General features: G+C 37.8%; 23 protein-coding genes and 1 other annotated feature. All 23 genes read right to left on the reverse strand.

The features are described from left to right. Nucleotides 1-240: 240 nt before the first annotated feature. The 23 genes from pyrE to spoIIGA all read right to left on the reverse strand — a co-directional run bounded on the left by pyrE (nt 241) and on the right by spoIIGA (nt 24,615). Nucleotides 241-861 carry an orotate phosphoribosyltransferase gene (gene pyrE / locus BCI01S_RS03555; protein WP_061796748.1) on the reverse strand — a complete coding sequence of 207 codons (621 nt, stop codon included), beginning with the start codon at nt 859-861 and terminating at the stop codon, nt 241-243. Next, entirely contained in the window at nt 858-1,574 is a 717-nt protein-coding gene (gene pyrF / locus BCI01S_RS03560) for an orotidine-5'-phosphate decarboxylase (RefSeq protein ID WP_047939939.1), read from the reverse strand. Before pyrF ends, pyrE begins: the two co-directional genes overlap by 4 nt. Next, entirely contained in the window at nt 1,546-2,487 is a 942-nt protein-coding gene (locus tag BCI01S_RS03565) for a dihydroorotate dehydrogenase (RefSeq protein WP_061796750.1), read from the reverse strand. Before BCI01S_RS03565 ends, pyrF begins: the two co-directional genes overlap by 29 nt. Beyond that, on the reverse strand, nt 2,484-3,263 hold the full coding sequence (locus tag BCI01S_RS03570) for a dihydroorotate dehydrogenase electron transfer subunit (RefSeq protein ID WP_061796753.1): 780 nt from the start codon (nt 3,261-3,263) through the stop codon (nt 2,484-2,486). The genes BCI01S_RS03565 and BCI01S_RS03570 overlap by 4 nt, the downstream gene beginning before the upstream one ends. Beyond that, nucleotides 3,260-6,472 carry a carbamoyl-phosphate synthase large subunit gene (carB, locus tag BCI01S_RS03575; RefSeq protein WP_061796754.1) on the reverse strand — a complete coding sequence of 1,071 codons (3,213 nt, stop codon included), beginning with the start codon at nt 6,470-6,472 and terminating at the stop codon, nt 3,260-3,262. The genes BCI01S_RS03570 and carB overlap by 4 nt, the downstream gene beginning before the upstream one ends. Then, a complete protein-coding gene (locus BCI01S_RS03580) occupies nt 6,459-7,556 on the reverse strand; it encodes a carbamoyl phosphate synthase small subunit (protein ID WP_061796756.1) in 1,098 nt (365 codons plus the stop codon). Before BCI01S_RS03580 ends, carB begins: the two co-directional genes overlap by 14 nt. After that, complete coding sequence (gene pyrC, locus BCI01S_RS03585; protein ID WP_061796758.1) at nt 7,553-8,839, reverse strand: dihydroorotase; 1,287 nt, start codon at nt 8,837-8,839, stop codon at nt 7,553-7,555. Before pyrC ends, BCI01S_RS03580 begins: the two co-directional genes overlap by 4 nt. Further along, nucleotides 8,805-9,743 carry an aspartate carbamoyltransferase catalytic subunit gene (locus tag BCI01S_RS03590; protein ID WP_047939933.1) on the reverse strand — a complete coding sequence of 313 codons (939 nt, stop codon included), beginning with the start codon at nt 9,741-9,743 and terminating at the stop codon, nt 8,805-8,807. The genes pyrC and BCI01S_RS03590 overlap by 35 nt, the downstream gene beginning before the upstream one ends. A gap of 187 nt (nt 9,744-9,930) precedes the next feature. Beyond that, nucleotides 9,931-11,256, reverse strand: coding sequence for a solute carrier family 23 protein (locus BCI01S_RS03595; RefSeq protein ID WP_061796760.1), 1,326 nt, complete (start codon nt 11,254-11,256; stop codon nt 9,931-9,933). Nucleotides 11,257-11,433: 177 nt separating this feature from the next. Then, nucleotides 11,434-11,976 (reverse strand): bifunctional pyr operon transcriptional regulator/uracil phosphoribosyltransferase PyrR, encoded by a 543-nt coding sequence (gene pyrR / locus BCI01S_RS03600; RefSeq protein WP_047939931.1) that lies wholly within the window; start codon nt 11,974-11,976, stop codon nt 11,434-11,436. 189 nt (nt 11,977-12,165) lie between these two features. Beyond that, the gene (locus BCI01S_RS03605; RefSeq protein ID WP_061796762.1) at nt 12,166-13,077 is read right to left on the reverse strand and encodes an RluA family pseudouridine synthase; all 912 of its coding nucleotides are present in this window, start codon (nt 13,075-13,077) and stop codon (nt 12,166-12,168) included. Next, nucleotides 13,046-13,579, reverse strand: coding sequence for a signal peptidase II (lspA, locus tag BCI01S_RS03610; protein ID WP_082138207.1), 534 nt, complete (start codon nt 13,577-13,579; stop codon nt 13,046-13,048). The genes BCI01S_RS03605 and lspA overlap by 32 nt, the downstream gene beginning before the upstream one ends. A gap of 64 nt (nt 13,580-13,643) precedes the next feature. Beyond that, the gene (locus BCI01S_RS03615; protein ID WP_061796764.1) at nt 13,644-13,925 is read right to left on the reverse strand and encodes a hypothetical protein; all 282 of its coding nucleotides are present in this window, start codon (nt 13,923-13,925) and stop codon (nt 13,644-13,646) included. A 343-nt stretch (nt 13,926-14,268) separates the two neighbouring features. Beyond that, a complete protein-coding gene (ileS, locus tag BCI01S_RS03620) occupies nt 14,269-17,028 on the reverse strand; it encodes an isoleucine--tRNA ligase (RefSeq protein WP_061796766.1) in 2,760 nt (919 codons plus the stop codon). Between the two features lie 99 nt (nt 17,029-17,127). Then, nucleotides 17,128-17,362, reverse strand: a binding site (T-box leader). Between the two features lie 60 nt (nt 17,363-17,422). After that, complete coding sequence (locus tag BCI01S_RS03625) at nt 17,423-17,920, reverse strand: DivIVA domain-containing protein (protein ID WP_016201026.1); 498 nt, start codon at nt 17,918-17,920, stop codon at nt 17,423-17,425. A 201-nt stretch (nt 17,921-18,121) separates the two neighbouring features. Further along, nucleotides 18,122-18,895: a YlmH family RNA-binding protein gene (locus BCI01S_RS03630; protein ID WP_061796768.1), complete on the reverse strand. Its 774-nt coding sequence runs from the start codon at nt 18,893-18,895 to the stop codon at nt 18,122-18,124. A 569-nt stretch (nt 18,896-19,464) separates the two neighbouring features. Then, nucleotides 19,465-19,725 carry a YggT family protein gene (locus tag BCI01S_RS03635; protein ID WP_047939926.1) on the reverse strand — a complete coding sequence of 87 codons (261 nt, stop codon included), beginning with the start codon at nt 19,723-19,725 and terminating at the stop codon, nt 19,465-19,467. Between the two features lie 6 nt (nt 19,726-19,731). After that, the gene (locus BCI01S_RS03640; RefSeq protein WP_047939925.1) at nt 19,732-20,229 is read right to left on the reverse strand and encodes a cell division protein SepF; all 498 of its coding nucleotides are present in this window, start codon (nt 20,227-20,229) and stop codon (nt 19,732-19,734) included. Nucleotides 20,230-20,241: 12 nt separating this feature from the next. After that, nucleotides 20,242-20,919, reverse strand: coding sequence for a YggS family pyridoxal phosphate-dependent enzyme (locus BCI01S_RS03645; protein WP_047939924.1), 678 nt, complete (start codon nt 20,917-20,919; stop codon nt 20,242-20,244). After that, complete coding sequence (gene pgeF, locus BCI01S_RS03650; RefSeq protein WP_047939923.1) at nt 20,920-21,744, reverse strand: peptidoglycan editing factor PgeF; 825 nt, start codon at nt 21,742-21,744, stop codon at nt 20,920-20,922. It abuts the gene before it with no gap. 241 nt (nt 21,745-21,985) lie between these two features. Continuing rightward, a complete protein-coding gene (gene sigG / locus BCI01S_RS03655; protein ID WP_047939922.1) occupies nt 21,986-22,765 on the reverse strand; it encodes an RNA polymerase sporulation sigma factor SigG in 780 nt (259 codons plus the stop codon). 152 nt (nt 22,766-22,917) lie between these two features. Further along, complete coding sequence (gene sigE / locus BCI01S_RS03660) at nt 22,918-23,637, reverse strand: RNA polymerase sporulation sigma factor SigE (protein WP_047939921.1); 720 nt, start codon at nt 23,635-23,637, stop codon at nt 22,918-22,920. A 45-nt stretch (nt 23,638-23,682) separates the two neighbouring features. After that, a complete protein-coding gene (gene spoIIGA / locus BCI01S_RS03665) occupies nt 23,683-24,615 on the reverse strand; it encodes a sigma-E processing peptidase SpoIIGA (protein WP_047939920.1) in 933 nt (310 codons plus the stop codon). Nucleotides 24,616-24,786: the final 171 nt, after the last annotated feature.

The raw sequence follows: 24,786 nt of genomic DNA on the forward strand, positions 1-24,786 counted from the left end.
TTTGTCTCCGATCCTTGGTCTTCCGTTTTCATCCTTCTTATGAACACCACTTCTCTTGCCCGCCGCACTAATTTCGGCGTTCACCCTTCTTATGAACGCAACTTTTCTTGCCTCCTGCTCCTATTTCGGCGTTCATCCCTCTTATGAACAATTCTTCTCACCAAATCCCAAACAATAACTAACTTTTTTACTCAAACTAAAAAACAGCACTTTACATAAAAGTGCTGTTCACTCCTTAATCTATCCCCAATTCTCCGGACTTTCCTTCCAAGCATTTAAGCTTGCCAAATCTCCTTCTTGAATATAGCCTTTTTTCTGTGCTACATCTAATAAGCTCGTATAGTCTGTTAATGAGTAGGCTGTAATCTCAGCCTCCCCAAGTAATTCTTTCCCCTTTGGTAATTCGTATGTAAAAATAGCAACCACTCCAAGCACCTCACAGCCTGCTTCTCGTAAACTATTAACAGCTGTGATAACACTTCCACCAGTAGAAATTAAATCCTCGACTACTACTACTTTTTGGCCCTTTTCCACTTTTCCTTCAATCTGATTTCCCTTTCCATGCGCTTTTGCTTTAGAGCGCACATATACCATTGGCAAATCTAGAAGGTCACTTACCCAAGCAGCGTGAGGAATGCCGGCTGTCGCTGTTCCCGCCACAACTTCTGTTTCAGGGAATTTCTCCTTAATTAAACCAGCTAACCCTGATGCAATATTTTTTCGCACTTTAGGATAGGACAAAGTTAAGCGATTATCGCAATAGATTGGAGATTTTAATCCTGAAGACCAAGTAAATGGATCATTTGGCTGTAAAAATACGGCTTTAATCTCTAGCAATTGTTCGGCAATTTCATGTTTCATAGCGTGATACCCTCCCACTCTGATTTAAATAACGTATAACTTTTATATGGATTTTCTGCTCTTGTAATCGAACGACCAACAACAATTGCTGATACACCATTCTCACGGGCAACTTGAGGTGTTGCAACGCGCACTTGATCCTGTACTTCATCTGTTTTTAAACGAATGCCAGGTGTTACAGTGAGAAACGATTCTCCTAATTGTTCACGAATGGCCCCAGCTTCCAATGTGGAGCAAACAACGCCATCCAGTCCAGCCTCTTTCGTAATCGATGCATAATGTAAAACAGACTCCAATAAAGGAACTTGAATTAACTGCTCTTTTTGCATGCTTGCTTCAGACGTACTTGTTAGCTGAGTTACTCCAATACATTTCGCTCGCTTCATTCCAGATGGTGTCCCCGCTTCAAGTCCTTCCACTGCACGAGCCATCATGTCCACTCCACCAGCTGCATGGACATTTACTAAATCAACGCCTAAGCTAGCAATATTTTTCATCGCACTACCAACAGTATTAGGGATATCATGTAATTTTAAGTCGAGGAAAATTTGATGATTTTGCTCTTTTAATTCCTTGATAATACTTGGACCTTCTTTATAAAAAAGTTCCATTCCTACCTTTAAAAATAAAGATTCCCCATTAAATTTTTTCAAAAAGGAATGTACCTCTTCCTTTGTTGCAAAATCAAGCGCGATGATAAGCGAATTGTTCATGCTTTCCCCAGCTCCTTCCAGTTACTTCTGAAATATGTTCAAATCCGTATTTATCTAATAACTCAGGTAAGTCTTCGATTATTTTTGGGCAGATGAATGGGTCCACAAAGTTTGCTGTGCCGACTGCAACTGCACTTGCACCAGCATAGAAAAACTCTAGGACATCCTCAGCCGACGCAACACCGCCCATTCCGATAATCGGCAGATTTACCGCTTGACTTACTTCGTAGATCATTCGAATTGCTACAGGTTTAACAGCTGGGCCTGATAACCCCCCTGTTTTGTTTGCTAAAACCGGCTGACCTGTCTTTAAGTCCAGGCGCATGCCAACAAGCGTATTAATCATGGTAATCCCATCTGCTCCTCCTGCTTCCACTGCTTTTGCCATTTCCACAATATTTGTTACATTGGGAGATAGCTTTACATATACCGGAACCTCTGATACTTCCTTTACCTTTTTCGTCAATTCCTTTGCAACCTCAGGGATTGTTCCAAAAGCAATTCCCCCTGTTTTTACATTTGGACAAGAAATGTTTAGTTCTAATGCGGCGACATTCGAAGCTCTGGAAATTTCTTTCGCAACCGCAACATAATCCTCTTCAACGGATCCAGCAACATTTGCAATAATTGGTACATCAAACTGACTTAGCCATGGCAATTCTTCCCCAACTACTTTTATAAGACCGGGATTTTGCAGACCGATGGCATTAAGCATCCCAGAAGTAGTTTCTGCGACCCTTGGTGTAGGATTGCCAAAACGAGGCTCTACTGTTGTCGCTTTAATCATGATGGCACCAAGCTTGCTTAAATCATATAAGTTACTGTATTCCCGTCCAAATCCAAAACAGCCAGAGGCAGGCATAATAGGGTTTTTAAGCTCTAATCCAGGAAGCTTTACCTGAAGTCGGTTCATAGGACAACCTCCCCTGTTCTAAATACTGGTCCATCTGTACATACCTTTTTATAACTAAAACCTGTTGGATCGTCTGCTGTATGACATACACAAGCAAAACATGCACCTATCCCACATCCCATTCTTTCCTCTAGAGAAATGAACACCTTTTTATCTGGAAATGTTTTTTCTAGATTTTTAAGCATTGGTGTTGGTCCACAGGAGTATAATACGTCAAATTCTAGTTTTTCTTGAAAAATAACGTCTGTTACAAATCCTTGTGCACCATAACTACCGTCTACTGTAGCGATATACGTATCCCCCAGTTTCGCAAACTTTTCTTCATAAAAAGCAACGGATTCTGTTTGAAAGCCTAATACAGCCACTACCTTTACTCCTTTGGCAACTAGACGATTGGCTAATTCATATAATGGCGGCACTCCAATTCCTCCACCAATTAATAAAGCTGTCTGCCCTGACTTGCTTTCTTCAACTGGGAAACCATTTCCTAAAGGACCGAGGATATCAATAGCTTCTCCCGCTTGTTTTTTGGCAAGAAGCTTTGTGCCCGCTCCTTCAGCGCGGTAGATCATCGTAAATGTTTTTCTTTCCGGATCAATGTGGCAAATACTAATTGGACGTCTTAATAACGGTGCAGAATGATCACTTACTTTGATATGAACAAATTGACCTGGCTCGTTCATTTCAGAGACAAGCTCACCTGTTAAGGTGAGCTCCATAATATTCTCCGCTATTTCCTTCTGTTCAACTACTGTACAAATTTCGTTTTTGATCATACTAACAATGCCTCCAGTTGCTTTTTACTTGGCTCCATTGCCTCTGTAGAAAATGTCATGGATTCAACTACTCGAAGGATCGCCTCTGCTGTGTCTAAAGAAGTTAAACATGGAATCCCATTTTCGACAGATTCACGTCTGATACGGAATCCATCTCTTGCTGGCTGACTGCCTTTGGAAAAGGTATTAATGACAAATTGTGCTTCTCCATTGCTGATGACATCAATTAATGTATGGCCTTCTCCACCGATTTTGCCAACCACTTTTACTGGAATGTCATTGCTTTCAAGGAAAGCTGCTGTTCCACTTGTTGCCATTAAGCTATAGCCGATATTCGTAAATCTGTTTGCAAGCTGTAAAGCCTCTTCCTTATCTTTATCGCCAATTGTCATCAGAACAGTTCCGAATGTTTTAATCTTCATTCCTGAAGCAATTAACCCTTTATAAAGAGCCTTTTCAAGAGTGATGTCTTTGCCCATTACTTCTCCTGTTGACTTCATCTCAGGACCTAAGGTAATATCTACTCTTCGTAATTTTGCAAAGGAGAATACTGGAACTTTCACATAAACACCAGACTTCTCTGCTACTAAGCCGGATTGATAGCCTTGTTCTTTTAAGGAAGTACCCAAAATAACTTTTGTAGCTATTTTCGCCATTGGCACATTCGTAATTTTACTTAAGAAAGGTACTGTTCTACTAGAGCGAGGATTTACTTCTAGTACAAAAACTTCTCCTTTGGATACAACATACTGGATATTCAGCAAACCAACGATTTTTAACCCTTTTGCCAGCCTTGTTGTATAATCTACTAATGTTTGCTTGATTTCTGCAGATAAGCTTTGTGGCGGATAGACTGCGATCGAATCGCCTGAGTGTACTCCTGCTCGCTCAATATGCTCCATAATTCCTGGAATTACTACATCAGTGCCATCACAGATTGCATCCACTTCAATTTCTTTCCCTGTTAAATAACGATCAATTAAGATTGGCTGTCCTGGACTTGCTTTAACCGCATTTTCCATATAAGGAATCAGCTCTTCTTCTTTATAAACGATCTGCATCGCTCTTCCACCTAATACATAAGATGGTCTTACAAGTACTGGGTAGCCAATTGATTGTGCAACGACAATTGCTTCTTCAACTGTTAACGCTGTTTTTCCATCTGGCTGTGGTATACCCAAGTCTTGAAGACTTTGTTCAAACTTATCACGGTCCTCAGCGCGATCTAAGTCTTCAAGAGATGTTCCTAAAATTTTGATGCCACGCTCTGCTAATGGACCAGCTAAGTTGATGGCTGTCTGTCCGCCAAACTGAACCACTACTCCCTCTGGCTTTTCTAAATCAATGATATGCATGACATCTTCAATTGTAAGTGGCTCAAAGTAAAGTTTATCTGAAATACTAAAGTCTGTTGAAACAGTCTCTGGATTGTTATTGATGATTATCGCTTCATATCCTGCTTCCTTGATTGCCCAAACAGAATGAACCGTTGCATAGTCAAACTCAATTCCTTGTCCGATACGAATTGGTCCAGAACCAAGGACTACAATGCTTTTCTTATCTGTGACAATTGATTCATTTTCCTCTTCATATGTTCCGTAGTAGTATGGAGTTTCTGATTCAAATTCAGCAGCACATGTATCGACCATTTTATAGACAGGTACAATACCTTTCTCTTTTCTCCAGTTATATACTTCGAACTCTGTTGTGTTCCAAAGCTTTGCAAGCTGAATATCAGCGAATCCTTTTTCTTTTGCTTCTTTTACATATTCCTCATCAAACGGATGGTTAATTAACTCTTTCTCGAACTTAATAATGCCTTCCAGTTTAAACAGGAAGAAGAGATCAATTTTACTCCACTCATGAATGGTTTCTATGCTTATGCCCCGATTAAGTGCCTCTGCTATATAAAACAATCTTTCATCACCGGCAACTCTTATTCGTTTCTCGAGTAATTCATCACTTGTTTCATCTGCTGCATTTAGAGAGAAATGATATACTTTTGCTTCTAGAGAGCGGATCGCTTTTAGTAAAGATTCTTCAAAAGTACGGCCAATTGCCATTACTTCTCCAGTCGCTTTCATTTGGGTCCCTAAATTACGTTTTGCTGATTCAAACTTATCGAAAGGAAAGCGTGGGATTTTACTTACTACATAATCAAGGGCTGGCTCAAAGCTTGCATAAGTTTTCCCCGTTACAGGATTCATCATCTCATCCAATGTTAAGCCTACTGCAATTTTTGCCGCCAGCTTTGCAATTGGATAGCCAGTTGCTTTACTAGCAAGGGCAGATGAACGACTTACTCTTGGGTTTACTTCGATAATATAGTATTGAAAGCTATCTGGATCTAAGGCAAGCTGCACGTTACAGCCGCCTTCAATTTTTAAGGCACGGATAATTTTTAAAGATGTATTTCTTAGTAATTGATATTCACGGTCGCTTAATGTTTGGCTTGGTGCCACGACAATACTGTCACCCGTATGGATCCCTACTGGATCGATATTTTCCATATTACACACTACTATGGCATTATCATTGCTATCACGCATTACTTCGTATTCAATTTCTTTAAAGCCCGCGATGCTTTTTTCTAATAAACATTGTGTAACTGGGCTATTTTTTAAGCCGCTTGTTACGATTTCTTCTAATTCTTCGTCATTATGGCAAATCCCTCCACCAGTTCCTCCTAGTGTAAAAGCAGGTCTGACGATAACCGGATAACCAATTTTCTCCACAAAAGCTTTTGCTTCCTCCATATTGTGGATAATATCACTAGCTGGTACAGGTTCACCTAATTCATTCATCAAATTACGGAAAAGGTCGCGGTCCTCTGCCTGCTGAATGGCAGCTAGCTTCGTTCCTAGTACTTCAACTCCACATTCCTCCAACACACCAGCATCGGAAAGCTCAACAGCAAGGTTCAAGCCAGTTTGCCCCCCTAATGTTGGAAGAATAGCATCTGGTCGCTCTTTGCGGATAATTCTGCTGACAAATTCAAGTGTTAATGGTTCGATATACACTTTATCTGCCATTTCTGTATCTGTCATAATGGTTGCAGGGTTGGAGTTTACTAGAATAACACGATAGCCTTCTTCCTTTAAGGCGATACATGCTTGCGCTCCTGCATAGTCAAATTCTGCTGCCTGCCCAATGATGATTGGTCCTGATCCGATTACTAATATACTTTTAATATCTTTACGCTTTGACATATGCGGCACCTTCCTGTTTGTGAGATTGTATCATTTCCATAAAACGATCGAATAAATAGTTGGCATCCTCTGGTCCAGGTGAAGCTTCTGGATGATATTGCACGGTAAATGCTGGATATTCTTTATGCTGTAGGCCTTCAATTGTTCCATCATTTAAAGCAATATGTGTTATTTCTAAGTTTGTATGTTTAATAGATTCTTCCTCTACTGTATAGCCATGGTTTTGCGATGTCAGCGAAACCTTCCCTGTTAATAAATCCTTCACTGGGTGGTTTGATCCTCTATGACCAAACTTCATTTTCTCCGTGTTTGCCCCACTTGCAAGTGCGAACAATTGATGACCTAGACAGATTCCAAACAACGGTACTTTCCCAATAATTCCTTTAATTGCTTCAATGGACTCTGGTACGTCCTTTGGATCCCCAGGTCCGTTAGATAACATCACACCATCTGGACTTAAATTTAGAATGTCTTCTGCTGTAGTGTTATAAGGAACAACGATTACATCACAATCTCGTTTATTTAATTCTCGTAAAATACCATGCTTCATGCCATAATCTACTAAAACAACGCGGCTTCCACGGCCAGGACTTGGATAAGGTTTCTTTGTTGAAACTTGCTTTACTTGTTCTGCACTTAATGTAATATCTTTTAATTTTGCAATTACATCCTCAGCATTTTCTTCGATGCTGCAAATGGCGCCTTTTAACGTTCCATATTGACGGATAATACGGGTTAATTTTCTCGTATCTATTCCTGCAATTCCGGGAATTTTCTTTTGTTTAAAATATTCGTCTAATGATAGTTCATTTCGCCAGTTTGAAGGGAAATCACACACTTCTTTGACAATAAATCCATGGATGGCAGGCGTTATCGATTCAAAATCATCTCTATTAATGCCATAATTCCCCACTAAAGGATACGTAAGTGTGACAATTTGTCCACAGTAGGATGGATCGGATAGAATTTCCTGATAGCCTGTCATACCTGTGTTAAATACTATTTCACCAAATTTTTCTGTATCGGCACCGAAGCCTTTTCCGATAAATACTGTGCCATCTTCAAGAATTAGTTGTTTTTTCATGCGTGTACACTTTCCTTTCTCCAAGCAATCTTTCCACTAACGATTGTTGCAACTGGCCAACCCTGACATTCCCAACCAGCAAATGGGGTATTTCTTCCTTTTGATAAAAATGTTTCAGGATCAATTTTATTTGTCTCTTCTAAATCAAGTATTACGATATCCGCTTTCTTTCCTGCTTCTAATGTTCCCATATCCAATTTAAAGCTTTGAGCTGGTTTTACCGTTAGATAATCCATTAACTGTTGCAGCGTCATGACCCCTGTTTTTACAAAGTTCGTATAAAGGAGCGGAAATGCTGTTTCTAAACCAACAATTCCAAATGGTGCAAGCTGCATCGATTGTGCTTTTTCTTCTGCTGTATGTGGTGCATGATCTGTTGCAATAAAATCAATTGTTCCATCTAGCAGCCCTTCGATTAGAGCAGCACGATCCTCTGTTCCTCTTAAAGGAGGATTCATTTTATAATTCGTATCAAGGGAAGGAATATCTGTATCTGCTAATAGTAAGTGGTGTGGTGATACCTCTGCAGTCACTCTTATTCCAGCTTTTTTCGCATCTCTTACAACACGTACAGATTCTTTTGTACTGATATGGCAAACATGATAATGACAGCCTGTTGCTTCTGCTAAAAGAATATCTCTTGCAATTTGGACTGATTCACAAACACTTGGTATCCCATTTACACCGTTCGCCTTCGAAAATTCCCCTTCATGGACACAACCATTATTAATGAGGCTGTTGTCTTCACAGTGAGCGACAATCGCCATATCCAATGCAGCAGCTTGCTTCATTGCTTCAAGCATTTGGCCAGCTTCTTGAATTCCCACGCCATCATCTGTAAAGGCAAATGCCCCTAATTCTTTAAGCGCCTTAAAATCAGTAAGCTCCGTCCCTAATTGCCTAATGGTAATGGAGGCATACGGTAAAACATTTACATTTGCTGTATTTTTAATTCTTTCATTTAATTTATGTAGATTTTCGACAGTGTCAGGCACAGGTCTAGTGTTTGGCATATTCGCAATCGTTGTGAATCCGCCGCGTGCTGCTGCCATTGTCCCTGTTGCAATTGTTTCTTTCTGTTCGCCGCCTGGCTCTCTTAAATGAACATGTAGGTCAATAAAGCCTGGAGCAACAACTTTTCCAGCTGCATCAATCACTTCATCTGCAATTGCTTTGATTTCCTTTGCAATCATCTTAATTGCTCCATTTTCAATCAAGATGTCGTTCTGTTCTAATTCCCCTGTAGTATTAAGCAACTGGCCATTTTTGATAAGTATTGACATGTTCATTTCTCCCTCCGATATTTTCTAATGATCTTTTTAGTACACTCATGCGGATAAATACACCATTTTCCATTTGCTTAAAAATTCTGGAGCGTTCGCATTCCACAAGCTCATCGGCAATTTCAACATCTCTGTTTACTGGGGCAGGATGCATGATAATGCTTCCTTGCTTCATTTTTCTTTCTCTTTCTATTGTTAGTCCATAAAGCTTATGGTAGCTTTCTTTGTCAAAAGCAGCTCTTTCGTCACCGTGCCTTTCATGTTGGACACGCAGCAGCATCACTACATCGGATGTTTCAATCGCTGTATCAATATCTTCATAATTTGCATCTTGTAAGACTGTTTCATCAAACCATTCTCTTGGTCCGGAAAAAACAACCTCTGCCCCTAGCCTTGTCAGAGCATCTGCATTAGATCTTGCAACACGGCTATGGCTGATATCACCGATAATACTTACTTTTAAGCCGTTGAAGCGTTGGAATTCCTGCTGTATCGTTAGAAGGTCAAGCAATGATTGAGTAGGGTGATGACCACAGCCATCTCCTGCATTAAGGACTGGTATATTTACTCTTCCGACTAACTCATCAAAGTAGCGGTCATTTTCGTGCCTTATGACTACAGCATTTACTCCTATTGATTCCAGCGTTCGAACAGTATCATATAGTGTTTCTCCTTTCACAACACTTGAGGTTGTCGTTTCAAATGGAATCACTTCAAGTCCTAACTTTCTTTCCGCTACTTCAAAGCTGCTTTTTGTTCTCGTGCTAGCTTCGAAAAAAAGATTTGCTATAAAACATTGATTTGCCGGCCGCCATATTTCTCCATCTGCAAATTTTTGTGCATCTCTTAAGATTTCCTGAATCTCTGTAACGGTTAACTCAGTCGTCGTTAATAAGTTTTCCATGATACTACCTCCCGTTATTTGCTGCTTTTAATAACTTCACTTCGCAAAAAAAACGCCCTAACATACTCGTTAGGGCGTCAAAAATTTCACTTTTGCATAGATTTAGGCAAAGTAAACCTGCGGCTATAATCCATGCATCGTTTTTGGCACCCTTATAAGTCTCTCTGTACTTGTTTAAAAGGTGTTCTTATTTAGTTTCATCTACTGCGATTGAATCTTCGAACAAATCTTCTTTTGCTTTTTCTCTACCAGGTAATACTAGGTTTAAAATAATTCCAAGGATTGCAGCAAAAGCCATTCCCTCTAATTTAAAGTGTTCACCCATATGAATCGAGAATCCGCCAATTCCAGTTACAAGGATGACAGATGCAATAACTAAATTGCGGTTTTTATTGAAATCAAGTTTTGCTTCTACAATAATTCTTAATCCAGATGATGCGATGATTCCGAATAGAAGGATAGATACGCCTCCCATTACTGGTGTTGGGATAGACTGTATAAGGGCCGCGATTTTTCCGATAAACCCAAAACCTATTGCTAATACTGCTGCTCCACCTAAAACATATACACTATACACTCTCGTTATTGCTAAAACCCCAATATTTTCTCCATAAGTTGTTTTTGCAGGTCCCCCCATTAAAGCAGAGATAATCGTTGCAGTTCCATCTCCTAAAATACTTCTGTGAAGGCCAGGATCTTTTATATAATCTTTTCCAACTACTTTACTTAATACAAGCTGATGACCGATATGCTCTGTTAGTGTGACGATTGCCACTGGAACAAAGATTGTAAGTAGTGCAAGGTTTATCGTTACAGGATAATCTACGAATGGGAAGATAAAATCTGGCATTGCAAACCATTTGGCATCCAAGACTCCATGAAAGTTAACCACTCCTACAAGCAAGGCATAGACATAGCCGATTACGATACCTGCTAATATTGGGATAAAGCTGAATACTCCTTTGCCAAACATCGTGAAAAGGATGGTTGCAAGTAACGTTACTAGTGCAACAGAGATATAAAGTAAGCTGTATTCTTGATTCTTAGCTCCATAATTCATAAACATCGATTGTCCAACCGCTGTTGTAGCAAGCGCTAATCCAATGACCATGATTACAGGTCCGACAACGATTGGCGGTAAGATATTCATAATCCAACGATATCCTGCTTTTTTAATCGTTAAGGCAACAATTCCATAAACAATTCCGGCAATAAAGGTTCCGATCATGGCTGCGCCTGGTCCGCCGCCCGGCATTGTCTTCGCCGCGATAACTGGTGCGATAAAAGCAAAAGAGGAACCTAAGTACGCAGGTACTTTAAATTGTGTAATGATTAAGAATGCGAGCGTACCTATTCCACTTGAGACTAAAGCAACCGCTGGACTCAATTCAATTAAGAATGGTACTAAAACAGTTGCGCCAAACATGGCGAATAAATGCTGTAAGCTTAAGGTAATCCATTGAAGGGCACTTGGTTTATCATTAATTCCTAATAAGGGTTTTGTTTCGTTCATTTCTGTCTCCTCTTTCTGTTAAAAAAATTGAGTATAAATTAGTTATTAATATCCCCTATTGAACAAATAAAACCCCTTTTCTGCGCAGCAAAAAAGGGGTTTTAAGCAGGTTTAAAGAAACCTTAGGAAAAAACTCCCCTTTTCAGCCTCACAGGACTGCTTTTAAAAGGGATCTATTTAATTTTCAAATATATTTACTTCATCATGACCATCGACTTCATCAAGCTCAACTACAATTTTTTCTGAACTGGAAGTAGGAATGTTTTTCCCTACATAATCAGCTCTTATTGGAAGTTCTCGATGACCTCTGTCCACTAGAACCGCAAGCTGTATGGATGCTGGTCTACCCATATCCATCAGTGCATCCATTCCGGCACGAACAGTTCTTCCTGTATATAATACATCATCTACCAGAATGACTTTTAAGCCTTGGATATCTGTTGGAATATCTGATCCTTTTACTAATGGTTCTTCATTCTTTGTTTTCTTCGTTAAATCATCTCGATATAACGTAATATCCAATTCGCCAACTTCGATTGGCTTTCCTTCTATTTGGGCAATTTTTTCGGCAAGACGATTTGCAATATAAATACCTCTTGTCCGAATGCCAACTAGAATACAATCTTCTATCCCTTTATTCTTTTCAATAATTTCATGAGCGATTCTTGTTAATGCTCGTCTAATTGCTTGATCGTCTAGTACAAGTGCCTTTTTCGACATTTTGATCACCATCCATGCTGTGATTCAATCTAAAAAAAATATCCTCTCACCCTTTTGGATGAGAGGATATACGTATACTAAGATAGCTATTACTAAAAATAGCTAGAATCCGTTACCTTCTCAACCTCACAGGATTGATTTAAAGGACTTATTCAACTAAAGTTATCTTAATATATGATAGAGCGCTTGTCAACGATTATTTCGTAAAGTATCTAAAAGCTGTTCATATTCTTTAGGTAAAGGTGCTTCGAACTCTAAATATTCTCCAGTTCGTGGATGCTCAAATCCTAGTAAGCCAGCATGAAGTGCTTGACCGCCAATATCTAGTGTTTTTCTTGGTCCATATTTAGGATCTCCCACAAGCGGATAGCCAATATACTTCATATGCACACGAATTTGGTGGGTGCGTCCCGTCTCTAATTGGCATTCAATATAAGTGTATTCCGCTATTCTTTCTAGTACATGAAAATGAGTAACCGCATGTTTCCCCTTATCTACAACAGCCATACTTTGTCTGTCTTTCGTGTCACGACCAATCGGTGCCTCAATTGTCCCATAATCATGGGGAATAGAACCATGTACTAATGCCTTATATTTTCTCGTTACAGTTTTTGCTACTAATTGATTCACTAGACTTTCATGAGCAGCATCATTTTTAGCAACCATCAGCAGTCCAGACGTATCTTTATCGATTCGGTGAACAATTCCAGGTCTCATCACCCCATTAATTCCAGAAAGATCTTTACAATGGGCCATTAGACCATTCACTAATGTTCCTGTTACATGGCCAGGTGCTGGATGTACAACCATTCCTTTTGGTTTATTTACTACGATAACATCTTGATCTTCATAATAAATATCCAAATCCATTTCCTCTGCCTCTACATCTAGCTCAACTGCTTCCGGTACTTCAATAGCTACTACATCGTTTAAAACACCTTTATACTTTGTTTTAACGGTTTGTCCGTTAACAGTCACATGACCGTCTTTTATCCATTGTTGAACCTGCGTTCTTGACCAATCTGCATTAATTGTGGAAACAATCTTGTCGATTCGTTCATTTACTTGCTCACTTTGAATGATATGTTCCTTTTTTTCCATGTTTCTTCTCCTTCTTTGCGTCTCGATCCTCCCTCAGCATCACTAGGATTAATAAAATAACACCAATTACTAAAGATGAGTCTGCAATATTAAATATAGGGAAATCATAATTGAAGATATACGTATTGATAAAGTCGACTACATATTGATGTCTGGCACGGTCAATAAAATTACCAAGCGCACCACCTAAAATTAGACCCAGTGCGACGCCGTATAGCATTTTTCCTTTTGTACCAGTTTGAATCAAATAAATTAACCCAATCACAACAACGACGGTGATAATATAGAAAAATACCATTTGGTTTTCCAGCATGCCCCATGCGGCTCCACTATTACGATGAGATGTTAGGTAGAAAAAATCTTTTATTACTTCGATGCTTTCCCCCAGCTCCATATTTTTTACAACTAACCATTTTGTCCATTGATCAATAATAATAATAATAGCTGCAATTATGTAATAAAACACTAAAGTTTCCTCCAATTCTCGAGTCTCCTTTAGCATTTTAGCATAAACTAGATGAAAACGATAGCTTGGCCGCATATTTCCATTTGAAGTAGTGTTTTAATCAGTGGATTGACTTTCGATAATAGGATTGAATGCTGTTTATATCGTTCTTTGTCCTAATTATCGGAACCATCTCTAACAAATCAAATGGCAGCAATTCACCAGACATTTCACACATTCCAAAATTGCCATTTTCTAATTTTTGCATCGTTTCTTCTACATCTTTTAGTTCGTCTTCAATATATTTGTTTATTTTTGAATCTCTTTTTATGCTTAACGTTGTTACTAATTCAATTTGTGTCATACGGAGTTCTGTATAAAGCTTTTCAATAGTTGAATTCAATTCCATTACCTCCGTTTCTTTAATTATTTTTAGCATTTCCATTGAAGGAGACAAAAACCGATTAAAGATTTAACAGGCATAACAACTATTAACGGAGGTGGAAGTATTTCACTTCTTTTCTCATGTATAAAAAATTCCCTCCGCTTTATGATAATAGCCAGGTATGTTTTTTACACTATGTAATCACTTTTCTGTTTTCTCTTTCCCAATAAAAGGCTTTTCCAAAACTTTTTTCCTTTTATAAAAAAAACCAAACAAGTGATTCGAAATATTTTTTCGAATCCTTGTTTGGGAGTTAACTTCAGCTACTGGAAAGTTTATATTCCAGTCTCCTATAAAGTTTTTAATAATTTTCTTCTACTACATGTGCGCATCTTTCACATAGTGTTGGATGTGCTTCCACTTTACCGACATCTGTTGTTACAGTCCAGCATCTTTCACATGTTTCACCAGCTGCTTTTGTAACGACAATGGCCGCATTTTCAAGTTTTAGAGCTTCTTCAGGTGCGTTATTGTATTCACCAGAAATTTCGAAACCTGATACGATAAATAATTGCTGTAAGTTTTCTTGAATGGAATTTAGAAGGGTATTTACTTCTTCATTAACATACAATGTTACTTTCGCAGCAAGTGATTTACCGATCACTTTTTGATTACGAGCTTCTTCTAATGCTTTCAGCACATCATCCCGTACAACCAAGAATTTATTCCATTTTTCTTCTAACACATCACTATTTTCAAATGTTGTGTATTCTGGGAAATCAGTTAGCTGTACACTTTCTTCTTGTACAGAAGAGATATGATCCCAAACCTCATCCGCAGTATGCGGTAAGATTGGTGCAACTAATTTTGTTAAGCTGATTAAGCTTTCGTAAAGAACGGTTTGAATCGCTCTTCTTTCTTTATTATTTGCTGCTTCAATGTACAGTACATCTTTTGAAAAATCAAGATAGAATGCACTTAAGTCCAGTGTACAGAAATTATTAATATTATGATAAATCGTAGAGAATTCGTATTTATCATAGGATTCTGTTACGTTTTTAATCAATTTATTTAATTTAATCAGTATAAACTGATCAACTTCACGTAATTCATCATAGGAAAGTCCATCTGTTTCTGGATTGAAATCAGCAAGATTTCCTAATAAGAAACGGAATGTATTTCTAATTTTACGATATCCTTCTGTTACTTGTTTTAAAATTGCATCAGATACACGTACATCTGCTTGGAAGTCTACAGAAGCTACCCATAGTCGTAAAATATCTGCACCTAATTGATTCATAACTTTTGCAGGAATCATTACATTTCCTAGTGATTTACTCATTTTACGGCCTTCTCCGTCTAAAACAAAGCCATGACTTAAAACAGCTTTATAAGGTGCTTTCCCAGTTACCGCTACACTTGTAGATAAAGAGGAGTTAAACCAGCCGCGATATTGGTCAGAACCTTCTAAATATAAGTCAGCAGGACGTTGTAAATCATCTCTTTCTAGCAATACAGCTTGGTGAGAAGAACCAGAGTCGAACCATACATCCATAATATCTGTTTCTTTCGTAAATTCTCCATTAGGGCTTCCAGGATGTGTAAATCCTTCTGGCAATAATTCCTTCGCAGACTTTTCAAACCAAATATTTGAACCATTTTCTCTAAATAAATTAGAAATATGCTCAATTGTTTCATCTGTAATGATGCTGTCACCGTTTTCTGCATAGAACACTGGAATTGGCACACCCCATGCACGTTGTCTTGAAATACACCAGTCTCCACGATCCCGAACCATATTAAATAATCTTGTTTCGCCCCATGCTGGAACCCACTTTGTTTCTTTTACTGCATCTAATAGTTCGTTTCTAAAGTCTTTAATAGAAGCAAACCATTGTGCAGTAGCACGGAAAATAACTGGTTTTTTCGTTCTCCAGTCATGTGGATAGGAGTGAGTGATAAATTGCAGCTTTAATAATGCACCAGCCTCTTCAAGTTTTTCTGTAATCGGCTTATTCGCTTTATCATAGAATAATCCTTCAAATCCAGGTGCTTCTTCTGTCATTACCCCTTTATCATCAACAGGACAAAGAACTTCTAATCCGTATTTTTGACCAACTAAGAAGTCATCTTCCCCATGTCCAGGAGCAGTATGAACACATCCAGTACCCGCATCTGTTGTTACATGTTCTCCTAACATTACTAAAGAATCACGGCCGTAGATTGGATGTGCAGCTAGAATGTACTCTAGGTCTGCCCCTTTCACTTCTTGAACAACTTTTGCTTCTTCCCAGCCAATTTCTGTTTTGACACTTTCCAATAAGTCTTGTGCAACTAAGTATTTGCTGCCTTTTTCTTCTACTACAACATACGTTAAAGTAGGGTGAACAGATATACCCAAGTTAGCCGGAATTGTCCATGGAGTAGTTGTCCAAATAACGATTTGTACATCCTCTGCTAGAATCCCTTTGCCATCCTTTACTTTAAACCCAACATAAATGGAGGCAGACTTTTTGTCTTTATATTCAATTTCAGCTTCAGCAAGAGCTGATTCACTTGTTGGAGACCAATATACCGGCTTTTTACCTTTATAAATATAGCCTTTTTTCGCCATTTCTCCAAACACTTTAATTTGCTGTGCTTCATATTCAGGCTTTAAAGTAATATAAGGATTTTCCCAATCTCCGCGAACCCCTAAGCGTTTAAATTGTTCTCGTTGACTGTCGATTTGCCCTAATGCATATTCTTCACATAGCTTACGGAACTCGGCAATCGTCATTTCTTTACGTTTAACTCCTTTATTGGTTAAAGCTTGTTCGATTGGCAGACCATGTGTATCCCATCCTGGCACATATGGTGCTTGAAAGCCAGTCATTGATTTATAACGTACAATAAAATCTTTTAAAATTTTATTAAGCGCATGTCCAATATGGATATCCCCATTCGCATATGGAGGTCCATCATGCAAAACAAACATTGGGCGACCTTGAGTACGTTCCTGCACTTTTTCGTAAATGTTCATTTCTTTCCATTTCGCTTGAATTTCAGGCTCACGATTAGGCAAGTTTCCTCTCATCGGAAATGCTGTTTTTGGCATAAGCAACGTATCTTTATATTCCATTTTCTTCCTCCAACTTAATTCTCTTTTTTCATGTATACTTCCATCTAACCAATATTCTATAAATTCAGTATAGACAGCAAAAAACCTTCTCATCCCCATGAAAGGGACGAGAAGGTCGATCATTAGGTTCCCGCGGTACCACCCTTATAGATAAAAGTTTCTTTTATCCACTTAGACATTTTTTAACGGCAATGAACCGCTTTTTCTTACTTAACTTTTTCAGAAAAAGACTCCAGGGTGATTTTCAATTTCCAACTTATATCAGGCTCCCACCATCCCTGATTCGCTAATCATAAGTTTTTCGGCAATCTACTTTCCCTATCAACGCTACATGAATATATATATTTGTGAAAAATTATATTGCAAATCTACCTTATCGTCAAGGCAATGGTCTTTATTTTGTAGAATTTAACTCTGATGCATCTAATTCGTATTCTAATAAATGATCCCAATCATCGTTGTTTAACATATCTAATTGTGCTTCAATCAGCATTTTGAAACGTGTACGGAATACTTTTGATTGCTTTTTCAATTCTTCAATCTCTAGCGCAATCTTTCTTGCCTTTGATAATGATTCGTTCACAATTCGATCCGCATTCTTTTCCGCTTCTTTAATAATTAGTTTTGCTTCTTTTTGTGCATTACGTTTAACTTCCTCAGCAGCCTCTTGTGCTACAACAATTGATTTATTTAATGTTTCTTCAATATTATTATAGTGGCCGATACGGTCAGTTAACTCGTTTAATCTTTCTTCTAGTTCTTTTTTCTCGCGGATAATATTTTCATAATCTTTAATTACCTGATCAAGAAATTCATTTACTTCGTCTTCATCGTAACCACGGAAGCCTTTGGCAAATTCCTTATTATGAATATCTAACGGCGTTAATGGCATAAAGCCACCTCCCAAACTTCAATTTCTTATGTATCATCCTTATTTCGACAGTATTACCGGATTTCCTGCATTATTTTTAAAAAATAAGAAGAAACATGAAAAATAATGCTGCTAAAAAATATTGTATCATATATACTCGATAAAAAAACTATGTTTTTTGTCTGAAATAGAAATTATGGGAACTCCTTCATTTCTGATTTTTCACTTCAATTTACCTACTACAATTCTCCATTTATCTTTTTTTGTTTTACCTTCAATAGATTTAATCATGGCCCTACCTGCTCCGCGCACTGAGAAGACATCTCCTTCTTCACACATAAAAGAGACATTTTCATTTAAAGTGAAATTTACTTTGACTAAGCCTTGAGTAATATAGGTCTTTGCTTTTTCTCTTGAAAAATTATAAATAGCAGCAACAATGGCGTCAAGCCGAAGAGAAGTAATAGTCGTTGTCATCTCTGTCCAATGTTCTTCTGTTAAAATTATGTTTTCTAAAGATACAGCAGCAAGTGTTACCTTTGCTTTTCCGATAGAATCAAGTTGAAGTCTCACATAATCCTCAACCTCACTAGCAACGACAAATTGAATATCCCCGTCAAGAACGAATATATCTCCGAATTTACTTCTATTTAATCCAAGAGACATTAAACTTCCTAAAACATGCGGATGCTCTATTGTGATGAATTTCTTGGGATAATTCACTTCTAATAAGGACAAATTAAAATCCGCTTCCATCGGTTGATAATATTCAGGGTATAGGATAGCTCTTTTTCTTTCCGCTTGTTCATGGCCGCCAAAAAATGCATATTTCACTTCCTGATTTTCTCCGATAATCATCCGAAGAACTTTCTGTTCACGCGGATCCAAAAAATCAGTCAATTTCGGTGCATAAGTATTCGCGACATAACTTTGCCAATTTTGCACTTGATCGATAAATTCTCTTTCTTCCGGACGAAAATGTTGATAAATTGACATCTTTGTAACTCCTTTTTGGCATAGAAAAAGGGCTGGGACAAAAGTATTCCAACCAAATATAAAACCGAACAATTATATGGAGATGCTAATCAAATTCTCGTATAATTGTTTGTTTTTTTCATTCTGAATGGGTTTTATGGTTAGTCACCGCAGACTGAATACACTTCGCTTTCCATGGGGCGAGCGCCGAGCCGCTTCGGCTTCGCCTGCAGGGTCTCGGACTTTCTCGCAGATCCCATAGGAGTCTACGTGTATTCAGTCTGCTCCGTTTTTCCTAATAATTATATTTTCTTTTTTTAAAAAATAATGGAACGAAACAACCTTTAAAAACGGAGTGGAATGGAGCGGAGGACCCTCGACTCCTGTGGAAAGCAGAGCAAAACCTAAGACCCCACAGGCTTTAGCCGAGGAGGCTTAGGTTGCTCCCCGCGGAAAGCGAGGGTCTGTAGCGCAATGGAACGAATTGGTTTTACTACTTAATTAGAGATTGTTCGTCTTTATGCATTATATATTTTGTTTTGTCCCTGCCTCTTTCTACCTTTGTTCAGTATTGACCTTTATAAAATTACTTAGAACCAATAAAATAATTGTCCAATCCCTCTTCCTGCTAGATTCAATACGAAGATTGCAACAATTGGCGAAATATCGATCATGCCAAGAGGCGGAATAAATCTTCTAAACATCTCTAAATATGGTTCACAGATTTTTGCCAGAAAAATACCTATAGATGTTTCGCGAGCATTCGGAATCCATGACATTAATATATATACAATAAGCGCGTAAGAATATATGGTTAAAGCATTAGCTAAAATACTTATAATGAACGTCATTCGATTTTACCACCTCGTATTTTCGTATTCTGCATCTTGCAGGATTTGCGAAATATTCCCTGAAACTTCTACGTTATCCGGCGTACACAGGAATATATCCGTACCGATTTTCTGGATATCGCCGCCAATTGCATAGACAGTTCCACTTAAAAAATCAACAATACGTTTCCCTTGATCTTTTTCAATACGCTGTAAATTCACAACAACTGCACGGCGATTTTTTAATTGATCAGCAATATCTTGTGCTTCTGCGTATACACGAGGTTCCACTAAAAATACCTTCGATGACTTCTGTACACTTTGTAAGCTCACAACATTTTGACTGTTTTTCGGCTGTTGCTGCTGAATATGATGGTTATGGTTATGCTGACTGTGAGTGTGCTGTACAGGCTGCTTATAATTTCTTGCCGGCTCGTTTGGTTCTTCTTGATAGTTTACTTGACCTTCTTCATAATCTTCATCTTCTAAAAAGAAGAACGTTTTAATTTTTGATTTTATGCTCATTTCACTCGCCTCCTATTTCTCGCTTCCTACTAAAGCAGTTCCAATTCTTATCATCGTTGCTCCCTCTTCGATCGCAATAGAATAATCATTCGACATTCCCATAGAAAGCTCTGTACATGGAGCATATGGTAATTGTAGTCCTTTTACATCTTCCTGAATGCTTTTTAATTTTCGAAAGCATTCACGCAAGAATTCTTTATCATCTGTAAATGGTGCCATCGTCATTAATCCAACTACCTGAATATGTGGATATTCGGACAACTGTTTAACAAAATCGATAACTTCCTCTGGCTTCATTCCATGCTTTGACTCTTCGTTCGAAACATTAACCTGTACAAAACACTTTATGGTTCGCTTTGCTCTTTTATGTATTTCTTTTGCTAAAGAAAGCCGATCCAATGAGTGAATATAGTCTACATAATCTATAATACCTTTTACTTTTCTCGTCTGCAATGATCCGATAAAATGCCATATAGGCTTGTCTTGTAGAACGTCATACTTTGCTAATAATCCTTCTTCACGATTTTCCCCTAAATGAACAATCCCAGCATCGAGTGCTTCTTTTGCTCGCTCTATTGTAACATATTTTGTGACAGCAATTATCGTAACCTCTTCTGGCTGACGATTCACTTTTTTACATGCCCCTGCTATTTCTTGTTTTATTTCATTAAGATTATCTTTCACTAACATTTAATTTCCGTCTTCCTCTCTCCATCCAATATAACTCATCATTCTCCCAGTTTTCCCTTTATCTCTTCTGTGAGAGAAAAAATAAGCATCATCTTCGTAAGTACAATAGTCAGTTAGATGAATATTACTTTCAAGCATACCACTTTCTAACAATATCTGCTTGTTTGCTTCTTGTAAATTCAGTCTGTATTGTCCTGGAGAAATAGTCGTAAATGGCTTTTGTTGCGATTGTATCGCCTTTTCCACTTCATTGATGACACGATCATCCACGACATAATGGCGCGCTGAGATAGAAGGACCAACAACAGCGAGCACTTCTTCTCTTGGAATCTTATGAGAAGCAAAGACTTTCATCATTTCCCCGGCAATACCTTTTACGGTTCCTTGCCATCCAGCATGAGCGATACCTACCGCTTTTGTAGCTGGATGAATAAAATATAATGGAACACAATCCGCAAAACATAAAGTTAATAATATATTTTTTTCAAAAGTAAACAAACCATCCGTATCTTTTAACGCACTATCATAATCGCTTGCACCCATACCTAAATGCGCTTGTGTTACTTCCACAATATTAACCTGATGTGTTTGCACAGCACCAACCCATTGCTCTAATGGGAAAGATAATTTTTGCGCTAGTTCATTACGGTTTGCAACCACTGTATCCTTTTGATCATTTACATGAAACGCCATATTTAAACTTGCATAATCGCCTATACTTTTCCCACCATTTTTTGTTGTGAAACCAGCTATTAAATTAGGAAACTTCCGCTCCCATAAATCAAGATTGAAAAACTGCTTATTTCTTAAAATAAAAGGTTCCATTATCTAACTCCATCTTTTTGTTTTAGTTTACCATATGGAGCTATCATTGGTCACAGAAAAACATATTTTTCTTTAGAAATAAGCTTGCATTTATGAAATTCACTCTTTTCTTCCCTGCCATTCCTCTCCCTTTTATTTTCCCTCACTAGAGCTATATATAGTAAAATTTTATACCAATAGAAAAGGCTAGACAATCATTAAAGTACCTACTTTAAGAAGTCTAACCTGTTTTATTTCCTATTTAGCTTTGAATGTTTTTATTCATTTGTTTAATAGCAGCTTTTTCCAATCTTGAGACTTGCGCTTGTGAGATGCCGATCTCATCTGCCACTTCCATTTGTGTTTTACCTTGAAAAAACCGCTTTCGCAAAATCAACTTTTCTCGATCATTTAATCGGCGCATTCCTTCTTTTAATGCTAATTCTTCCACCCACTGTATATCCTTGTTCTTTTCATCACTTAATTGATCCATTACATAGATCGGATCTCCACCATCATTATAGATTGGTTCAAAAAGCGATACTGGATCTTGAATAGCATCTAATGCAAAGACAATATCCTCATGTGGAATGTCTAACTCTTTGGCAATTTCCTCAGCTGTTGGTTCTTTTGATGTTTTGTTCATCAACCTTTCTCTGACCTGTAGTGCCTTATAAGCAATGTCTCTCAGAGATCTGGAAACCCTAATTGGATTATTGTCGCGTAAATAACGACGAATCTCTCCAATAATCATCGGAACAGCATAGGTGGAAAACTTAACATTTTGACTTAAATCAAAATTATCGATAGATTTCATTAGACCAATACAACCCACTTGAAATAAGTCATCCACGAATTCTCCTCGATTATTAAATCGCTGTATAACACTTAATACGAGGCGGAGATTCCCATTTACGAGACTTTCCCTTGCGGATGTATCTCCCTCATGCATTTGCTTGAAGAGCAATCTCATTTCTTCGTTTTTTAACACTGGAAGCTTTGATGTATCCACACCGCAAATTTCTACTTTATTTCGAGTCAATCTATTTCCCTCCTCACAGGAGCTGCTGTACAAAAAACAGTATCTCCCCGAGAAGGAAAAATATGCATGGGATGAATTTTTGTTAAATTTCCAATTTACGCTAATTTTAACTGAAATTATGTGGGACAAGGCTTTTCAAACGAAAAATTTTTTTAGACCATTTTATTAAATTCTTTTTGTAGTCTTTTAATAATCCTTTTCTCTAATCGAGAAATATACGATTGGGATATCCCAAGCATATCCGCTACATCTTTTTGCGTTTTTTCTTCTCCCGTTCCTAAACCAAACCGTAATTCCATAATTTGTTTCTCTCTTTTAGACAATTGGTGAAGCGCTTTTACTAATAGCTTTTTATCTACACTTGCATCTAAATCTTTCGTTATAATATCATCCTCTGTCCCCATTACATCGGAGAGAAGAAGTTCATTTCCATCCCAATCAATATTTAATGGCTCATCAAATGAAACCTCTGAACGGATTTTATTATTTCTGCGCAAATACATCAATATTTCATTTTCAATACATCTAGAAGCATATGTTGCCAGTTTTATTTTTTTCTCCGGATTAAACGTATTAACCGCCTTAATTAATCCAATTGTGCCAATGCTGATTAAATCTTCGATGTTAATCCCAGTATTTTCAAACTTTCTTGCGATATAAACAACAAGGCGTAAATTTCTCTCTATCAGCATCGAACGAGCTGCTTGGTCTCCTTTTGGGAGTTTTTCTAAAAGGATTTCCTCTTCTTCTTTCGTTAACGGAGGAGGCAGTGCTTCACTTCCACCAATATAAAATACTTCGTCTGTTTTCAATCCAAGTTTCATCAGTAATTTGTACCAATAATAAGATAAGCGAAGCTTCCATTTACTCATGTGCATTTCCTCCTTCTAAACGATGATTTTCGTGAGTATAATATATTAACTAACCTTTTCTTCGATTGATTTTTTTCCTAAAAGCATTTTCGGATGAACAATACAATCAAATATGCCCTCAGCAGATAGAACTTGACTGGTAAACGAGATTAATCCCTTTTCCACAACAATTACTTCCTGCTCTTTTTTTAAAAACAAAGTATCCGGTTTCACGGCAATAAGTAACTGGTGGTCCTTGCCAACTACCTTATATGGAATAATTCGCATCTTGCTTTCCCATTCTGGTGCGATTGGTTGACTGCCATAGATAATGGCTTCTGGCTGCTCCGTGAGACGAATTATTTCTGCTGGCATATCCTTTTCTATATTTTTCAAAGATACAAACATTACTGGAAGGCGGGAAATGGGATCATATACTTGATTACCACTATCCACCAGACCCTTGATAGAAAATTCTTTTCCCCCTATTTGAAAAATAACGTCGATTATTTGTTCATATTGGATTTTTGTCACTTCCATCCCTTCCAGATTTCTTCTCGAAAAGTACCAAACAATCGGAAATCCTAACAAAACAAAAAGCCAACTTATCGGATCACCAAACCCTTTAATACTAGCAAGAAGGACAGAAGAAGAAAGATCGAAATCAAACTGGATAAAATAATGAGCACCTATCAATGTTCCTCCGATTAAGAAAGTAGCTAAGTAAAATATCATTAAAGCTTGGATATAGGTACGAAATCGCTTATATCCAAAAGCCGTTGCCACCATCACAATAGAAAACAGAAGCTTCGATATGGGATGATTAGAATAGGGACTGAGCGGCGTTATCGAAAAAAGGATAATAAGGGAACCAATTAGCCCTCCAAGCAATATTCGCCAATGGATGATTTTTTTCTTTAATAGAATGCCTGTTAAATATAGTAATAAACTGTCAAACAGTAAATTTAATAGCCATATCACATCTAAATAAATGGCCAAGCATGTAACTCCTCCTCTCTTTTATAAAAGCAACAAAAGAAGTAAATCTTCTCTCTACTAATCTGTTACGAAAAAGTATAACGTACTTGTTCTTGAAATTCTGTCACTTTCTGTAATCAAAATATCAGAAATTTGCTCTATTTCTAACGGTTTTTGTCACTATATCTCCTC

Origin of the sequence: Niallia circulans NBRC 13626 (assembly GCF_001591585.1) — a bacterium.
Lineage (GTDB): Bacteria > Bacillota > Bacilli > Bacillales > Cytobacillaceae > Niallia > Niallia circulans.

Excerpts from the sequence above, each read along its gene's own strand:
- pgeF (WP_047939923.1), bottom strand. The coding sequence starts at position 21,744 with ATGGAACCTTTTATTTTAAGAAATAAGCAGTTTTTCAATCTTGATTTA.
- BCI01S_RS03645 (WP_047939924.1), bottom strand. The coding sequence starts at position 20,919 with ATGTTAGTGAAAGATAATCTTAATGAAATAAAACAAGAAATAGCAGGG.
- BCI01S_RS03605 (WP_061796762.1), bottom strand. The coding sequence starts at position 13,077 with ATGGAAAAAAAGGAACATATCATTCAAAGTGAGCAAGTAAATGAACGA.
- carB (WP_061796754.1), bottom strand. The coding sequence starts at position 6,472 with ATGTCAAAGCGTAAAGATATTAAAAGTATATTAGTAATCGGATCAGGA.
- BCI01S_RS03635 (WP_047939926.1), bottom strand. The coding sequence starts at position 19,725 with ATGACGTTCATTATAAGTATTTTAGCTAATGCTTTAACCATATATTCT.
- lspA (WP_082138207.1), bottom strand. The coding sequence starts at position 13,579 with ATGCTAAAGGAGACTCGAGAATTGGAGGAAACTTTAGTGTTTTATTAC.
- BCI01S_RS03640 (WP_047939925.1), bottom strand. The coding sequence starts at position 20,229 with ATGAGCATAAAATCAAAAATTAAAACGTTCTTCTTTTTAGAAGATGAA.
- BCI01S_RS03630 (WP_061796768.1), bottom strand. The coding sequence starts at position 18,895 with ATGTCAATTTATCAACATTTTCGTCCGGAAGAAAGAGAATTTATCGAT.
- BCI01S_RS03595 (WP_061796760.1), bottom strand. The coding sequence starts at position 11,256 with ATGAACGAAACAAAACCCTTATTAGGAATTAATGATAAACCAAGTGCC.
- BCI01S_RS03580 (WP_061796756.1), bottom strand. The coding sequence starts at position 7,556 with ATGAAAAAACAACTAATTCTTGAAGATGGCACAGTATTTATCGGAAAA.
- pyrC (WP_061796758.1), bottom strand. The coding sequence starts at position 8,839 with ATGTCAATACTTATCAAAAATGGCCAGTTGCTTAATACTACAGGGGAA.
- sigE (WP_047939921.1), bottom strand. The coding sequence starts at position 23,637 with ATGAGTAAATGGAAGCTTCGCTTATCTTATTATTGGTACAAATTACTG.
- pyrE (WP_061796748.1), bottom strand. The coding sequence starts at position 861 with ATGAAACATGAAATTGCCGAACAATTGCTAGAGATTAAAGCCGTATTT.
- BCI01S_RS03590 (WP_047939933.1), bottom strand. The coding sequence starts at position 9,743 with ATGGAAAACTTATTAACGACGACTGAGTTAACCGTTACAGAGATTCAG.
- pyrR (WP_047939931.1), bottom strand. The coding sequence starts at position 11,976 with ATGTCGAAAAAGGCACTTGTACTAGACGATCAAGCAATTAGACGAGCA.
- ileS (WP_061796766.1), bottom strand. The coding sequence starts at position 17,028 with ATGGAATATAAAGATACGTTGCTTATGCCAAAAACAGCATTTCCGATG.
- BCI01S_RS03625 (WP_016201026.1), bottom strand. The coding sequence starts at position 17,920 with ATGCCATTAACGCCGTTAGATATTCATAATAAGGAATTTGCCAAAGGC.
- BCI01S_RS03565 (WP_061796750.1), bottom strand. The coding sequence starts at position 2,487 with ATGAACCGACTTCAGGTAAAGCTTCCTGGATTAGAGCTTAAAAACCCT.
- pyrF (WP_047939939.1), bottom strand. The coding sequence starts at position 1,574 with ATGAACAATTCGCTTATCATCGCGCTTGATTTTGCAACAAAGGAAGAG.
- BCI01S_RS03570 (WP_061796753.1), bottom strand. The coding sequence starts at position 3,263 with ATGATCAAAAACGAAATTTGTACAGTAGTTGAACAGAAGGAAATAGCG.